Source organism: Streptomyces sp. NPDC025721 (genome assembly GCF_055558595.1).
Window position 1 is genome coordinate 62,173 of record NZ_JBVHMF010000012.1, and the last position, 14,811, is coordinate 76,983.

12 protein-coding genes are annotated in these 14,811 nt (G+C 73.4%); 6 read left to right on the forward strand and 6 right to left on the reverse strand.

Going from position 1 to position 14,811, the window contains the following annotated elements:
• Nucleotides 1-3 precede the first annotated feature (3 nt).
• The 3 genes from ACZ4EF_RS18745 to ACZ4EF_RS18755 are packed head-to-tail and all read right to left on the reverse strand — an operon-like array spanning nt 4 to nt 5,500.
• Complete coding sequence (locus ACZ4EF_RS18745) at nt 4-3,261, reverse strand: error-prone DNA polymerase (protein WP_467505443.1); 3,258 nt, start codon at nt 3,259-3,261, stop codon at nt 4-6.
• Complete coding sequence (locus ACZ4EF_RS18750) at nt 3,254-4,795, reverse strand: Y-family DNA polymerase (protein WP_401313520.1); 1,542 nt, start codon at nt 4,793-4,795, stop codon at nt 3,254-3,256. Before ACZ4EF_RS18750 ends, ACZ4EF_RS18745 begins: the two co-directional genes overlap by 8 nt.
• Before the next feature lie 6 nt (nt 4,796-4,801).
• On the reverse strand, nt 4,802-5,500 hold the full coding sequence (locus ACZ4EF_RS18755; protein WP_467505445.1) for a hypothetical protein: 699 nt from the start codon (nt 5,498-5,500) through the stop codon (nt 4,802-4,804).
• Nucleotides 5,501-5,935: 435 nt separating this feature from the next.
• Between ACZ4EF_RS18755 and ACZ4EF_RS18760 the strand changes: the two genes are divergently transcribed.
• Nucleotides 5,936-6,796 carry an esterase/lipase family protein gene (locus tag ACZ4EF_RS18760; protein WP_355333432.1) on the forward strand — a complete coding sequence of 287 codons (861 nt, stop codon included), beginning with the start codon at nt 5,936-5,938 and terminating at the stop codon, nt 6,794-6,796.
• Here ACZ4EF_RS18760 and ACZ4EF_RS18765 read toward each other — a convergent pair.
• On the reverse strand, nt 6,789-7,163 hold the full coding sequence (locus tag ACZ4EF_RS18765) for a cupin domain-containing protein (protein WP_467505447.1): 375 nt from the start codon (nt 7,161-7,163) through the stop codon (nt 6,789-6,791). The two genes, ACZ4EF_RS18760 and ACZ4EF_RS18765, sit on opposite strands and share 8 nt — an antisense overlap.
• 86 nt (nt 7,164-7,249) lie before the next feature.
• On the opposite strand from ACZ4EF_RS18765, the gene ACZ4EF_RS18770 reads away from it, so the two are divergent.
• From ACZ4EF_RS18770 to ACZ4EF_RS18785, 4 genes are all read left to right on the forward strand, one after another.
• Nucleotides 7,250-7,696: a MarR family winged helix-turn-helix transcriptional regulator gene (locus tag ACZ4EF_RS18770; protein WP_355333428.1), complete on the forward strand. Its 447-nt coding sequence runs from the start codon at nt 7,250-7,252 to the stop codon at nt 7,694-7,696.
• A 67-nt stretch (nt 7,697-7,763) separates the two neighbouring features.
• On the forward strand, nt 7,764-9,416 hold the full coding sequence (locus ACZ4EF_RS18775) for a carboxyl transferase domain-containing protein (protein ID WP_467505449.1): 1,653 nt from the start codon (nt 7,764-7,766) through the stop codon (nt 9,414-9,416).
• Nucleotides 9,417-9,452: 36 nt separating this feature from the next.
• Nucleotides 9,453-10,583 (forward strand): methyltransferase domain-containing protein, encoded by a 1,131-nt coding sequence (locus ACZ4EF_RS18780; RefSeq protein ID WP_467505451.1) that lies wholly within the window; start codon nt 9,453-9,455, stop codon nt 10,581-10,583.
• Nucleotides 10,580-10,951, forward strand: a complete 372-nt coding sequence (locus ACZ4EF_RS18785) for a GntR family transcriptional regulator (protein WP_188283791.1) — start codon at nt 10,580-10,582, stop codon at nt 10,949-10,951. Before ACZ4EF_RS18780 ends, ACZ4EF_RS18785 begins: the two co-directional genes overlap by 4 nt.
• 478 nt (nt 10,952-11,429) lie before the next feature.
• On the opposite strand, the gene ACZ4EF_RS18790 is transcribed toward ACZ4EF_RS18785, so the two are convergent.
• Nucleotides 11,430-12,599 carry a DUF5925 domain-containing protein gene (locus ACZ4EF_RS18790; RefSeq protein ID WP_355333418.1) on the reverse strand — a complete coding sequence of 390 codons (1,170 nt, stop codon included), beginning with the start codon at nt 12,597-12,599 and terminating at the stop codon, nt 11,430-11,432.
• Nucleotides 12,600-12,989: 390 nt separating this feature from the next.
• Between ACZ4EF_RS18790 and ACZ4EF_RS18795 the strand changes: the two genes are divergently transcribed.
• Entirely contained in the window at nt 12,990-13,253 is a 264-nt protein-coding gene (locus ACZ4EF_RS18795; protein ID WP_401856331.1) for a hypothetical protein, read from the forward strand.
• Between the two features lie 277 nt (nt 13,254-13,530).
• Here the strand turns inward: ACZ4EF_RS18795 and ACZ4EF_RS18800 are convergent, their stop codons facing one another.
• The gene (locus tag ACZ4EF_RS18800; RefSeq protein ID WP_467505453.1) at nt 13,531-14,799 is read right to left on the reverse strand and encodes a type ISP restriction/modification enzyme; all 1,269 of its coding nucleotides are present in this window, start codon (nt 14,797-14,799) and stop codon (nt 13,531-13,533) included.
• Nucleotides 14,800-14,811 lie beyond the last annotated feature (12 nt).

Here is a 14,811-nt window from a genome sequence, read left to right on the forward strand (position 1 = left end):
GCCCTACGCCTTCGGCTCGCCCTCGCCGAGGGGGCGGGCGGTGTGGACGACGAGGTTGGTGACGTCGTGTTCGCGTTCGATGTGGCCGTCGAGCAGGACGGCGGGGGCGTCGAGGATGGTGCGGCGGATGAGGGCCCAGACCGGTGGGGTGATGACGAGGTTGGCCATGGCGGTCTCGTCCTCGACGACGGCGAAGGCCATGCCGTTGGCGGTCGGGGGGCGTTGGAGGTATTTGACGATGCCGCCGACGCGGATGCGGCGCTGTGCGGGCCAGGTGCGGATGGCCTTGGTGGGCTGTGCGCCGAGGTGGTCGAGGTAGGGGCGCAGGTGGTGGACGGGGTGCGGTCCCGCGGTGGCGCCGGTGGCGGTGAGGTCGGCCAGGGTGGTCTCGCCCGCGGTCATGGCGGGGAGTTCGGGGGCGTCGGGCAGGGCGTCGAAGCCGGGCAGGACCGGCTGCTGGTGCGCGGTGTGGGCGCCGGAGCGCCAGATCGCGGTGCGGCGGCCGGTGCCCAGGGACGCGAAGGCGCCGGCGGTGGCGAGCTGTTCGAGGAGCCGGGCGCCCAGGCCGCCGCGTCGGGCGACATCGTCCAGGTCCCGGAACGGCCGCTCGGCGCGGGCTGTGAGGAGGGTCGTGGCGGCGTCCTGCGACAGTCCGCGGACGCTGGTGAGCCCGCGGCGGATCGCCGGGTGTCCGTCGGGTCGCGCGGAGTCGGGTTCGAGGGTGGCGTGCGCGCCGGAGGCGTTGATGTCGACGCCCCGGACGGCGATGCCGTGGTGGCGGGCGTCCTGGATGAGGGTCTGGGAGTCGTAGAAGCCCATCGGCAGGTGGGCCATGATCCCGGCGATCAGGGCCGCGGGGTAGTAGTGCTTGATCCAGGCGGACGCGTAGATGATGCCCGCCATGGACTGCGCGTGGGACTCGGGGAAGCCGTAACTGCTCAGCGACGAGATCATGGTGATGATCCGCTCCGCGGCGTCCGGGCCGATCCCGCGCCGCGCCATGCCGGTCAGCAGCCGGTCGCGCAGCCGGGCGACCTTCTCGGTGGCGTGTTTGGCGGCGAGGTCCTTGCGGAGCCGGTCGGCCTCGCCCGGGGTGAACCCGGCGCAGTCGGTGGCGAGCCGGATCGCCTGCTCCTGCCACAACACCACCCCCAGGGACTTCTTCAGCGCCGCTTCGGCCAGCGGGTGGGGGTAGGTGACGGGTTCCTCGCCCGCCCTGCGCCGCAGATACGGGTGCTTGCTCCCGGCCTGGATCGGCCCGGGGCGGATGATCGAGGCGGCGACGGTGAGGTCCTCGAAGCAGGCCGGTTTCAGCTGCGGCAGGGTGCTGATCTGGGCGCGGCTCTCGGCCTGGTAGACCCCTATGGTGTCGGCGCGGGCGATCATCGCGTACACCCGCGGGTCGTCCTGCGGGATCGTCGCCATGTCGAGGTGTACGCCGTGGTGTCCGGCGATCAGGTCACAGGCGGTGTGCAGGGCCGCGAGCATGCCGAGACCCAGCAGATCGATCTTGACCAGATGGGCGGCGGCGACGTCGTCCTTGTCGCCCTGGAGGACGGACCGGCCGGGCATGGTGGCCCATTCGACCGGCATGACCTCGCCGATCGGCTGCGCGGTCAGCACCATGCCGCCGGAGTGCACCCCCAGGTGCCGTGGCAGACCTTTGAGCTGAGCGGCCAGCTCGGTGACGTCGGCGGGGATGTCCGGATCGGCTGTCGTGCCCGTGCCCGTGCCCGTGCTCGTGGCCGTGTTTGTGTCGCTGCTCGCGCCGTCGGGGGTGTGGGGGCGGCCGGGCCGGTGGTGCAGGGACCGGGTCATGGCGTTGACGGCGGCGGCCGGGTAACCGAGCACTCGGGCCGCGTCCCTGACCGCCAGCTTCGGCTGGTAGCTGATGAGGTTGGCGACCTGCGCGGCGTGGTCACGGCCGTAGCGGGTGTAGACGTACTGGATGACCTCTTCGCGGCGGTGGTTCTCGAAGTCGATGTCGATGTCCGGCGGCCCCGACTTCTCCATCGACAGGAACCGTTCGAAGAGCAACCCGTGCTTGAGCGCGTCCACCGCCGTGATGCCCAGGACGTAGCAGACCACGCTGCTGGCGGCGCTGCCCCGGCCCTGGCACCAGATGCCCTGCTCCTGCGAGAAGCGCACGATGTCGTGGACGATCAGGAAGTACCCGGCCATGCCCAGATCGCCGATCACCCCCAGTTCGTGGTCGAGCTGCCGCCACGCGGTCGCCGCCGCCGGATCGTCACGGGCTCCGTAGCGGGCCGCGCAGCCCCGCTCGGCCAGTCGCCGCAGCCAGGAGCTGTCGTCGTGACCGGGCGGTACGGGGAAGCGCGGCAGTTCGGGCCGCAGCTCGGCGAGGTCGAGGACGCACGACTGGCCCAGGGCGATGGTCGATTCGTACGCTCCGGGGTAGCGGGCCAGCCGCTCCTCCATCTCCGCCCCGGTCCGCAGGTGCGCGGTCGGCGCCGCCATCAGATGCCCGGTGGCCTGGTCGAGGGTCTCGATCCGTCGCAGTGCGGTGAGGGCCTGGGCGAGCCGGGCCTGCGCGGGCGCGGCGTAGTGGACGGCGTTGGTGGCGACCACGGGGGTGCCGGTGCGGTGAGCGGCCACCACCAGGGCGTCGGCGCGCACGCTGTCGACGGGAAGATTCCAGTCGATGAGTTCCGCGTGCACGCTGCCGCTGCCGAACACCTCGCCGAGCCGGTCGAGGTGGAAGGCGAGCTGTCCGATCTCCGTACCGTCCTCGCCCGCGTCGGCGGGCGGGCAGCCGGTCAGGACCGCCCAGTCGCCGCCGGCGGCGGCGCGGGCGAGCACGTCGAGGTCGTACACCGGACGGCCTTTGGACCCGGCGAGCTGGGCCGCGGTGATCGCCGCGGACAGGCGGTGGAACCCGTCGAGGTTCCGGGCGAGGACGACGGGGTGCCCGAGCCCGTGAGCGGTGAGGGTGAGTTCGGCGCCGAACACGGTCCGCAGCCCGGTACTGCGGGCGGCCTCGGCAACCCGCCGGGCCCCGTACAGCCCGTCCCGGTCGGTGAGCGCCAGCACCTCGATGCCCAGCCGCACGGCCTCCGTGACCAGCGCCCCCGGATCACTGGCCCCCTGGAGGAACGACAGCGAGCTGTGCGCATGCAGCTCCGCCCACGGCAACCGGCTCCGCTCTTCCCGGTATTCGGTGTGTGCCGGATCCGCTGGGCGCGCCGTGCGCGGAGCGGCGGCGGGCAGGCGCAGCAGACGACCGGTGCGGCGGTCAGCCATAGTGGGCCTCGGCCCACCACCGGCCCGCGGAGATCTGCAGCAGCCATGCCCCGCCCGCGGCGGTGGTGATCTGCATCCGGGCGATCCGCCGCGCACGGTCCCGGTCCCACCACTGTTCCAGCGCGGGCCACGGCGCACTCCACGCGGTCACCTCCAGTACGCCGGGGAGCCCGTCCACGGTCAGCCGGACCGGAGGCGCGGAGACCGCCAGCCGTCCCGAGACGCCCACCACCTGCCCGGCGCCGTCCAGCAACCGGGCGGGCAGCAGCGGCTGGTACACCGTGGCCGGGTGCGGGGCGGGCAGCCTGCCGGGCCACGGCCCGCCACCGGCCGGGGGCGTGGCGATGTCGCCGACCGGGACCTTGCGGACCCGGTCGGCCGGGCCGCGGCCCCCGGTCAACTCCACCCGCGTGACCGCCCGGTGCCCGAGCAGCGCCTGCACCTGACCGGCCGCACGCTCCAGATCGTCCAGCGTGGCGCCCCCGCCGAACAGCACCGTCTGACGGCCGGTGGCCGCGCTGAGCTGCCGGGGCCGCAGCACCAGCTCCACCACTCCGACCGCGCCCCCGGCCCCGTCGGCGGCCGGGGCGAGATCCCCGGCATCGGTCCACGCCTGCACCTGCCAGCGCACCCGCTCCGCGACCGCCAACGACGACAGCCGTCCCTCGTGCCGCCACGCCCGCCGCAACTTGCGGCCGTCGGCCAGGCCCACCTCCACCTCCACTCGTGCTCCGACGACGCCCGCCGACGTCAGCCGCTCCTGCAACCGTTCGGCCAGTGCCTTCCCCGCGAACGCCAACGGCTCGGTGCGTTCCTCGGCAGGGTCGAAGCCCCACCGCACCGCGTGGTCGGGCTCCGCGCCCGAGGCGTTCAGAAGCCGCGGCTCACGCCCGGACGCGGTGCGGTGCGCCGCCGCCCCGTCGGCGCCGAAGCGGGCCGACACCTGGTCCGAGGGCAGCGCCGCGAAACCGCCCAGCGTGCCGATCCCGAGCCTGACCAGCAGTTCGGCCAGCCGGGGCCGACCGAGCACGCCCACCGGATAGGGGGCGAGTAAACCGGCCGTCTCCCCGGCCGGAACCAGGACCCCGGACCGGGCGCGGGCCGCCAGCGCCGCGGCGAAGGTCGTATCCGCGGCCCCGCTCTGCACGGGGTGGCCGAGCCGGGAGAGCGCCGCGGCGACCCGCGCGGCCAGCTCCGCCTCGCCGCCCCAGTACCGCGCGGGACCACGGGCCGGGGCGGCCACCATGCCCGGACGGATCACCTCCAGCCGCGGCATCACCTCCGCCTCCAACCGGCGTACCACCGGCTCGAACCCGCGCGTCTCGGCCGCCTGATCCCGTTCGGCGACCCGCAGCCCGGGGCAGCGGGACTGCGCCTGCCGTACCCGCATCCCCCGGCGTACCCCGGCCGCCCGCGCCGCGGCCGAACACGCCACCACCCGTCCGTCCCCCGACACGACCGCCACCGGCTCGCCGTCCGGCAGCCCCGTGGTGATCAGCGGCCAGTCCGGGACCCACGACACCAGCACTCGCACGCCCGCTCACCCCACCACGCGCAGCGCCCGGCCCCGGCCCGGCGCGGCCCCGTCCCGCACCTGATCTGCGGGCGGAGCGACCGGTTCGGGCTCCGCCACGGGCATCGCCATCCCGGTCGGGCCGGGCAGCAACAGCTCCGCCCGGCGCGGGGCACCGCCCGCGGCGCCGCGCCCGGACACCTCCACCACCACGCGGCGATGACGCAGCACACCGTGGCCCGCACCGAGCCCGTCCCACCGCGCCTCGGTCACCCGCAGCCGCAGATCGGCGCCGTCCCACGGACCGGCCACGAGCAACACGGCCCCGTGGGCCCGCACCTGTCCTGCCACCCGGCGGACCACTCGCCCCGGCGCCGGCCCCGTCGCGCCGAGCAGGATCACCGGCACCGTCGACACCAGCAACGACACCACCTGCGCCCACCGGCTTCCCGGCGCGTCCACCCACAGGCCCGCCCCGGCGTCCAGCCCCGCGTCCCGCGCGGCCAGCGCCCCCAAGGACGGCAGCCCCACCACGGCCCAGCCGGCCCCGGGACGCCGTCCCACCGCCTGCGCCGCCAACGCCAGCAGCAGTCCCTTGTCCCCGCCGACAGCGGTCACCGTGCCCGCCCGCAGCCGCCCCTCGGGCAGCAGCGGACCCCACACGGACCCCGGTCCGGCGACCGTCCCGTGTCCCGCCCGACCGTCTGCCGCCAGCACTGCACCCATGCCCCCGACATTCGCACGCGCGTTCGAACAAGGCAAGTCGGCGCACCACCATCACTGCACGTGAGGGGTGTCGTACGGTCGATACGCATGTCCTCTGCATCCGCTCGACCGCGGCCGCTCGGCCCGCCCCTGGCCGCCCCGGCGGGGGTGGTCGCGACGCCGTTCTCGGCCCGCTCGGCCGTCGTCACTCCGGTGGTCGACGTCCGCCCGCCGCCTGCCGTACTCGCGGACGCCGGTGGAGGCCGTCACTTCCGCCGAGATGCCGTGGAGGGTCGTGGGTTTTGTGACCGGCGGATAACGACGCGCCGACTTTTTACTCACGCGTAACTAGCCGCCCGTACTTACTCGCGCGTAATTTAACGGGTGTTCAGCAACCTCGTGATCCGGATCACAGGGCCTGCGTGTGTCCATTTTCCCGAACTGCGAGGAGATCACATGAGGCTGCCCTGGCGACGGCTCTTGGCCGCGCTTTCGCTGGCTGCCGCGATGGTTGTGGCGCCCGCTGCCACCGCCTCCGCATCTGCCAACTCGGCACCGTCAAGCGGGTGGAACAACTTCTCCTGCCGCCCCTCGGCCCAACACCCCCGTCCTGTCGTCCTGGTCCACGGCACCTTCGGCAACGGCACCGACAACTGGCTCGCCTTCGCCCCCTACCTGGTGCAGCGCGGCTACTGCGTCTACTCGTTCGACTACGGGATGCTGCCCGGCGTGCCGTTGATCGGCGGCCTCGGTCCGATCGCGGACTCCGCGCAGCAGCTCTCCGACTTCACCGACCGGGTGCTCGCCGCCTCCGGCACCTCCAAGGTCGACATCGTCGGGCACTCGCAGGGCGGCATGATGCCGCGTTACTACCTGCGCTTCCTCGGCGGCGCGGCGAAGGTGAACGCCCTGGTCGCCCTGGCTCCCGACAACCACGGGACCACGCTCGACGGACTCACCAAGCTGCTCCCGTACTTCCCCGGCGCGGCCGACGCGCTCCACGGGATCACCCCCGGACTCGCCGACCAGGTGGCCGGATCGCCCTTCCAGCAGCACCTGAACGCGGGCGGCGACACCGTGCCCGGCGTGCACTACACGGTGATCTCGACCATCTACGACGAGGTCGTCACGCCGTATACGACCCAGGCGCTGTCCGGGCCCGACGTGCACAACGTCGTGCTCCAGAACCTGTGCCCGGTCGACGTGTCCGAGCATGTGGCCATCGGCCTGACCGACCGCATCGCCTTCCACGAGGCGGCGAACGCGCTCGATCCGGCGCACGCGACCCCGACCACCTGTCTGTCGGCGTTCAGTTAGCCCATGGCGGTGATATGCGCGAGCCGTCGGCCAGCGTGGCTTGCAGGCCGATGCTCGTGGTGACCCACAAGGTGGCCGGCTCCTCCGTGCGGTTGGACAGACCTATGGAGGAGCCGTGCCGTGCGATGGCGGCATCTCCCGGTGTCAGAGAGCGCGTCTCCCCGTCGACGGACAGCTCCACCGACCCGGACAGGACCAGGAACACCTCCTCGCGAGTGATGGTGTGCGGAGGTCCCGACGTCCCGGCCGGGACCTCGCTGCGCCAGGCGCACAGTTCCTCGCTGCCGAGTGCGGGCGCCGCGTAGGACACGAAGCGCACCCCGTGGATCTCATGTGCGACGGCGTCGGCCGCGGTGATGAAAGGCATGACAACCTCCGGTGTTAGGCAAGTAACTTGCGTAAGCTCCTTGCCTATATGTTCAAGCAGCTTGCGCACTGTGTCAAGGTGTTCCTGTGAAGAATTCCGATGCCATGAGCCTGAGCGCGGCGCTCCTCGCCGCCACCGGCTCGCTCGTCGAGGACATCCACAACGGCGTCGTGGCCCTCGGCTACACCGACCTACGCCCCACGCACGGCTTTGTCTTCTCCCGGCTGGCCCCGTCCGGCGCGACCGTCACCGAGATCGCCGAACACCTCGGCGTCACTCGCCAGGCGGCCAGTCAGATCGTGGACGAGCTGGAGCGCAAGGGGTACGTCGAACGCCGCCCGCACCCCGACGACGCGCGGGCCCGGCTGGTCGTGCTCACCCCGCAGGGGTGGCGGTGCACCCGCGCCGCCGAGGAGTCCGCCGCGGAAGCCGTCCAGCCCTGGATCGAACTCCTCGGCGAGGAGCGGCTGCTCGCGCTGCGCGACGAACTGGTCCGCCTCGCGCCCACCGGCCCCATCCGTCCGAGCTGGTAGCGCGGCACGCGGCCGACCGCCGGAGGAGAACGCGGCCCGGCCGCACCGGCCGTGGCAGGGTGGCGCCATGAGCGACCCAGACCGCCGGCCCACCGCCCTCCGGATCATCGGGACCGTCCTCGCCCCCGGCACCTGGCGCCGCTGGGACGAACCGGTGACCGTGGCCGACCTGCCCGAAGCGGGCGACTACCGGGCGGATCTGCTCGCCGCCCGCGCCCGTACCGGCCTGGACGAGTCGGTGGTGACGGGGGAGGGGCGGATCCGGGGGCGCCGAGTGGCGCTGATGGCAGGGGAGTTCGGCTTCCTCGGCGGGTCCATCGGAGTCGCCGCGGGCACCCGGCTGGTCACGGCGGTCGAACGCGCCACCCGCGAACGGCTCCCGCTGCTGGCCACGCCCGCCTCCGGCGGCACCCGCATGCAGGAAGGAACCATCGCCTTCCTCCAGATGGTCAAGGTCACCGCCGCCATCGCCGACCACAAAGCCGCCGGACTCCCTTACCTGGTCCACCTGCGGCACCCCACGACCGGCGGGGTGCTCGCGTCCTGGGGATCGCTCGGCCATGTCACCTCGGCGGAACCCGGCGCGCTCATCGGCTTCCTGGGACCACGGGTGCACCAGGCGCTCTACGGCGAGGAGTTCCCCGCCGGAGTGCAGACCTCCGAGAATCTGCTCGCCCACGGTCTGATCGACGCGGTGCTGCCCGCGGGCGCGCTCGCCGCGGCGGCGGCCACGGCGCTCGACGTGCTCTGCGGCGAGCAGGGCCCGCTCTCGCACCGGCCCCTGACCACGCCCCGGCCCCTGACCGCGTCTCCGTCCGTGTCCACGCCCGCACTCCTATCTCCGCCCGCGCCCGCAGGGCAGGAAGAGAGAGGACAAGGAGAGGACACGCCGCTACCCGTGGACGCGTCGCTTCCCACGAGCGCGTCACTTCCCGCCGACACCGCCGACACCGCCGACACCGCCGACTCGCTGCGCCGCAGCCGCCGACCCGAACGCCCCGGACTGCACGACCTGTTGGCCCGTGCCACCGATGTGACACCGCTGAGCGGCACCGGCGCGGGAGAGCGCGACCCCGGACTGCTGCTGGCACTCGCCCGCTTCGGACCCTCGCCGTGCGTGGTGCTCGGCCACGACCGCCGCCCCGCGGAAGCCGGACCCGCGCCGCTGGGACCCGCCGGGCTGCGCGAGGCACGGCGCGGGATGCGGATCGCCGCCGAACTCGGCCTGCCCCTCCTCACCGTTGTCGACACGGCGGGCGCCGCGCTTTCCCGCGAGGCGGAGGAAGGCGGTCTCGCCGCCGAGATCGCCCGCAGCCTCGCCGACCTCGTCACGCTCCCCGCGCCCACGCTGTGCCTGCTCCTCGGCCAAGGGGCGGGCGGCGGCGCGCTCGCTCTGCTGCCCGCCGATCAGGTGCTCGTCGCCCGGCACGCCTGGCTGTCCCCGCTCCCGCCCGAAGGCGCCTCCGTGATCCTCCACCGCACGACGGACCGCGCCGTCGAACTCGCCGAACAGCAGGGCATCGGCTCGGCCGCGCTGCTCGCCCACGGCATCGCGGACGCCGTCGTCCCGGAGGACCCGGACGCCGCCGACGACCCGGACGCCTTTCTCACTCGTCTCGCCCACGTCCTCGGCGCGCGTCTCGCGGACCTCCGCGCGATGGACCCCGAGCGGCGAACAGCCGCCCGCAGAGCGCGTTATCGCAGGCTGGGCGGGGTCTGAGGGGCCATTGTCAGTGGTGGGTGGCAGGCTTTTCCCATGAGCACCGAGACGGACAACCGCGACTTCTGGGACGGCGAAGCCGACCGCTTCGACGACGAGCCCGACCACGGCCTGCGCGACCCGAGGGTCAGGGACGCCTGGGCCATACGGCTGCGCTCGTGGCTGCCCGGGACGCCGTCCGACGTGCTCGACCTCGGCTGCGGCACGGGAAGCCTCGCGTTGCTCGCGGCCGAGGCGGGACACCGGATCACCGCTGTCGACTCATCGACAAAGATGGTCGCGCGGGCCGAGGAGAAGCTGGCGGGTACGGGGGCGCGGGTGCTGGTCGGCGACGCCGCCCGGCCGCCGGTCGGCCCCGCCGGATTCGATGTCGTCCTCGTCCGGCACGTGCTGTGGACCCTGCCGGATCCGGCGGCCGTACTGCGGCACTGGGTGGGGTTGTTGCGGCCGGGCGGCAGGCTCGTACTGGTCGAAGGACGCTGGGGCGCGATCAGCCCGGTCGGCATCGGGGCCGCGGAACTCGTCGAGCTGACCGCACCGCTCGGCGGCCGACTGGTGATCGAACAGCTCGGGCACGACGCCGCGTTGTGGGGCCGTGAGGTCGAGGACGAGCGGTACGCGGCGGTGCTCCGGCCGCCCGCGCCCCAACGGCACCAGGAGATCGTCGACGTCCATCTGCTGCTGCTCCGCGGCGACGAGGTGCTGCTCGCCCGCCGCTCGGGCACCGGCTACGCGGACGGTCTGCTGAACGCGCCGTCCGGACACCTGGAGGACGGCGAGGACGTCAGAAGCGGCATGATCCGCGAGGCCCGCGAGGAGATCGGCATCGAGTTGGCGTCGGAGGAGCTGGCGGTCGCCCTGGTCATGCAGCACCGCGCACCGGACGGCGCGGCCAGGATCGGCTGGTTCTTCACGGCCGAATACGGCAGCGGCGGCGAGCCCGTCAACCGCGAGCCCGACAAGTGCTCCGAGCTGGGCTGGTACCCGCTGGACGCCCTGCCCGACGACATGGTCGCGTACTGCCGAGCGGGGATCGACGCCTACCGGGGCGGGCAGCCGTTCCTGCTCCACCTGCACGAGAGCGGGGACCCGATCGCCCACGACCCGGTCGGCAGCGGCCGAGCGGTGCCCCTGCCGCCGTCCGCTGTGCCAGGATCCCGGATATGAGCCTGAAGATCACCGTAGACGCGGACGCGGCCACCGCCCCGTACGAGCAACTGCGCGGGCAGATCGCGGAAGAGGCCCGCGAGGGACGCCTTCCGGTCGGCTACAAGCTGCCCACCGTACGGGGACTCGCCGAGCAGTTGGGGCTTGCGGCCAACACGGTCGCCAAGGCGTACCGCGCGCTGGAGGCCGACGGGGTGATCGAGACCCGCGGCAGGCACGGCACCTACATCGCCGCAGCCGACGCCCGCGCACGGGAAGTGGCCGCCGCGGCGGCGGAGTACGTGGCACGCACGCGCCGCCTCGGGCTCGACCGGGACGCCGCGCGGGCCGCGGTGGACGAGGCGCTGCGCGCCGTCGACGAGACCTAGAGCCCCGGACCCCGGAGGTTCTCGCTCTCGGAGGGGCGCCAGCGTGGCAGGTCGGCGGCCGGGGGGCCGGGCGGGCGTGACCAGGTGGTGGGGGAGCCGTCGTAGTGGATCGGCGGGAGTGCGTAACGGAGCCGGTCCATGGGGGAGTCGGCTTCGGCGAGACGGGGGGGGAGTGATCGCGATGGTCCGCAGGTGGCGGAGGATCGGTCGCCGGAATGCCGGTACGGACGGCCACGGAGAGACCGCCCGCCGCGTACACCGTCTGCTCGGAGCGTTCGCCAGGCGCTGCCGCGAGTTCCTCCGCCACTCGGGCCACGAGGGCATCGGTGTCGTCGGAGGCATGACAACAGCGGACGTCTCCAAGGCGGCGTCCGGCACTCGCGCGTCTCCTCGTGCGTCTTCTCACACCCGGGCGGCGCGGTTCCCGGACGCCTCATCGGCCTTGGCGGCGTCCGGGGCGGGGAAACCGCCGGAGCTGCTAGAGGTAGAGGCCGTCCGACGCCTGGGCGGGGACGGGCAGGGCGGCCGTGCTGCCGCGGCGGAGCGCGTACAGCTCGGCGAGGGTGGCGCCTTCGCGGCCGATGCCCTCGGGAGTGCCCAGCCAGTTGACGGCCTCGTCACGGGTCAGCGGGCCGACCTCGATCCTGGCCAGGCAGCGGCCCGGCCGGACCACCGCGGGGTGCAGGCGTTCCAGATCCTCGTTGGTGGTGATGCCGACCAGCACATTGCGGCCCTGGCCGAGCAGCCCGTCCGTGAGATTGAGCAGCCGGGACAGCGCCTGGCCGGTCTGGTGCTTGGCCTGGCCCCGGATCAGCTCGTCGCAGTCCTCCAGCAGCAGGAGCCGCCAGCGACCGCCCGCCGTGCCGTCGTCCTCGCCGATGGCGATGTCCATCAGATAGCCGACGTCGTTGAAGAGCCGCTCGGGGTCGAGCACGCAGTCGACCTGGCACCAGTCGCGCCAGGACCGGGCCAGGGTGCGCAGCGCCGAGGTCTTGCCGGTGCCGGGCGGGCCGTGGAGCAGCAGCAGGCGGCCGGTGATGTCGTCGGCCGTGAGCTTCATCAGGCCGTCCATCGAGTCGGCGACCGGCGCGGTGTAGTTCCCGCGCAGCTCCTCCCACGTGGCGGCGGAGATCTGCCGGGTGGTGCGGTGCGGTCCGCGGCGCGGCGAGACGTACCAGAAGCCCATGGTGACGTTCTCGGGCTGCGGCTCCGGCTCGTCCTCGGCGTCGTCGACGGAGGACTTCAGCACCTGCTCGGCCAGTTCGTCCGTGACGGCGGCCACGGTGACGTCGGCGCCCCGGTTCCAGCGGGAGATGAGGACGGTCCAGCCGTCGCCCTCGGCGAGGGTGGCGCTGCGGTCCTTGTCGCGGGCCTGGCGCAGTACCACCGCGTCCGGCGGCAGCAGTGTGAGGCCGGACTTCACATTCTCCAGCGAGGCGCCGCGCGAGAACGGCTGCTCGCCCGAGGTGAACCGGCCCAGGAAGAGGGCGTCCACGACATCGGACGGGGAGTCGCTGTCGTCCAGTCGCAGATGGACGGGGAGTGCCTGGTGCGGGGCGGTGGCGGCGGTCGGCTTGGCGGCCGGTCCCTTGCCGGTTCCGGTGGTGGGCGGCACTTGCCTCCTCGGTTCACTGGGTGTCGCGGACATGCGGCCCATGATCCGGCACGCGGGCCCGATTCGCCCAGTCTTTTTCCATGCCGGGCCTCCCACCACGCCGTTGGTGGATTCATACCGTCTTGTCAGTTTTTGGCGAGCGAGGTGCCGGGCGGCTTGAACTTCTCGTACAAGCGTACGTCCACGCTCGTGGGTGTCCCCGGCGGGGCGGCGGGGGAGACCCGGGGGAACGGCACTGTTGCCAGGTCACAGCGGTCGCCGCCGATCGGGCGGCCGAGCTGGGCACATGCCCTTGGAATGTCAACGCCCTTGAGGAGAAGGTGAATACGGCGTCGCGAATGAGTCCAGGATGCGCACGTGACGTGGCGGGGCGATAGGGTTAGCCTGCCCGAGCCGGGTGCCCTCGTAAGGGTGGGGAGAGTAATGGAACAGATAGCGATGCACAGCAGGCCACGAGTGCCTGCCATCAACTGCGGTACAGGCGCGTCCAGTGCGCGCCTCGACCGGCACCTCGCGATACTGGCCGGGCCTGCCCTGCCCCAGCGCGACACAGAGGAAGCGACTGTGCTGATGCAGGAGCTGACCTCGCGCAACACCGTGCACACCACGGCCAACCGCGGTGCGAGGGTGTCGCTCTTCGCGCCGCTGCGACGGCTGCGGAGATCGCTGTTCGGCAACCGAGGCTGAGTCCGCTCCGCCCTCTCCCAGGACTCGGACTCCCAGGTCCCGCCGTCCCCTGACCTCGGTCGGGGCCGCGGACCGGCCAGGTGCTCGGATCGTCCGGCGGCCACACCGTCCCGGCTCGGCGCTGCTTCGCGCGGCGCTTCGGTGTGTGCCCGCCGCGGCCGTCCCTCCCCACCGGACGGTCCGCCGCGACACCAGGTCGCGCGGACACCCTCCCCCCGGCCGCAGTCGGACCGCTTACGGCAAGGTCGTTCACGGCACGGCTGGTCACAACGGCTGGTCACAGCAGGGCGAACTGCCCGTCCGGCCCTTCCTCGTGGTGTTCCAGCACGGAGGCGGGCCTGCGCCTGGCGGCGGGTACCGGCAGTACGCCGCCGGCCCGCAGTTCGGCCGTCGTGACCGTCTCGCCGCGCACCGCCAGGCGGCGCGCCAGACCCTCGCGGTACGCGCGCAGACCGGCCAGCAGCGTCAGCACACTGATCAGTTCCAGCAGTTCCGACGTAGTGGCCCGTGTCCACGCGGCGGGTCGCAGCGCCTCCAGGGTCCCCGGCGCACCCGGCGCCGTACGCCGCTCGAACCACGCCTCGATCACCCGCACCCCACCCGCGGTGACCTCCCAGGCGGCCGGTGAGACCGGCGAGATCCGGCCGTCACCGATCAGCAGCGCCCGCTCGTCCGGGTCGTACGACAACTCCCCGGCGGCCGGGGTGTCCGGCAGCGGCGAGCGGACGTAAGGGCGGCTTCCTCCGGGCAGCCGGAGCCGACCGGCGTCGCGTCCCTCGGCGGGATCGGCGAACCGCGCCCCGTGGGTCTGGAGCCACAGCGTCCGGCGCCCGAGCGCCAGCCCCTCCTGCCAGAGCGCGGGATCACGGGGCAGCGGTACGAGGGCGCCGCCGGGGCCCGGCCGCGCCGCCGCGCCGATCCAGGCCAGCACGTCCGCGGCGGCGACCTCGGTGCCCAGCCGCGCGGAGAGCAGGGCGGTCAGCCCCGGCGCGATGTTGGGGTCCCGGCCGCCCGGCTGCCGGAACAGCGGCCGTATCCAGCCCGGCCGCCCGGCAGGGGAGCGCCCGTCGGGCAGCAGCGCGCAGAACACCACGGCGGGCTCCGGCGCCCCGGACTCCGCCACCGACGCGGCCCGCGCCTGATACGCCTGTTCCAGCGCGAAGACCTGCCGGTCGTCGGCCGTCCGCCATATCTCGGCCCGCGCCACGTCGATCAGCCGGTGGTCGGGTATCAGCCACTGCCGGTCGTACGGGCCGTGCTGCACCCGCACCGGCTCGGGGCAGCGACCGGTCTCGCCGGCCAGCGCGGTGGTCGGGGTGCGGTGGCCCGGCAACTGCGCGACGGGCGTGTGCAGATTCCTGGCCCGCGTCGGATGCAGCAGCGCCGACCGGGCGTCCTGGTCCGCGGTGCCGGTGAACAGCGCCCACCGGGCACGCAGACAGGAAGGCTCCGCGGCCATCGGCCAGCCGCGGCCGATCCGCAACGGGCGTACGGACCACGGCATCACGTCGTGCAGCAAAGGCGCGTCATTGCTCACCGCACGCATGCTACTGACGAC

What these genes read in the sequence shown, in the direction of transcription:
- ACZ4EF_RS18745 (WP_467505443.1), bottom strand. Translation starts at nt 3,261, where the DNA reads ATGGCTGACCGCCGCACCGGTCGTCTGCTGCGCCTGCCCGCCGCCGCT.
- ACZ4EF_RS18755 (WP_467505445.1), bottom strand. Translation starts at nt 5,500, where the DNA reads ATGGGTGCAGTGCTGGCGGCAGACGGTCGGGCGGGACACGGGACGGTC.
- ACZ4EF_RS18760 (WP_355333432.1), top strand. Translation starts at nt 5,936, where the DNA reads ATGAGGCTGCCCTGGCGACGGCTCTTGGCCGCGCTTTCGCTGGCTGCC.
- ACZ4EF_RS18765 (WP_467505447.1), bottom strand. Translation starts at nt 7,163, where the DNA reads ATGCCTTTCATCACCGCGGCCGACGCCGTCGCACATGAGATCCACGGG.
- ACZ4EF_RS18775 (WP_467505449.1), top strand. Translation starts at nt 7,764, where the DNA reads ATGAGCGACCCAGACCGCCGGCCCACCGCCCTCCGGATCATCGGGACC.
- ACZ4EF_RS18780 (WP_467505451.1), top strand. Translation starts at nt 9,453, where the DNA reads ATGAGCACCGAGACGGACAACCGCGACTTCTGGGACGGCGAAGCCGAC.
- ACZ4EF_RS18785 (WP_188283791.1), top strand. Translation starts at nt 10,580, where the DNA reads ATGAGCCTGAAGATCACCGTAGACGCGGACGCGGCCACCGCCCCGTAC.
- ACZ4EF_RS18790 (WP_355333418.1), bottom strand. Translation starts at nt 12,599, where the DNA reads ATGTCCGCGACACCCAGTGAACCGAGGAGGCAAGTGCCGCCCACCACC.
- ACZ4EF_RS18795 (WP_401856331.1), top strand. Translation starts at nt 12,990, where the DNA reads ATGGAACAGATAGCGATGCACAGCAGGCCACGAGTGCCTGCCATCAAC.
- ACZ4EF_RS18800 (WP_467505453.1), bottom strand. Translation starts at nt 14,799, where the DNA reads ATGCGTGCGGTGAGCAATGACGCGCCTTTGCTGCACGACGTGATGCCG.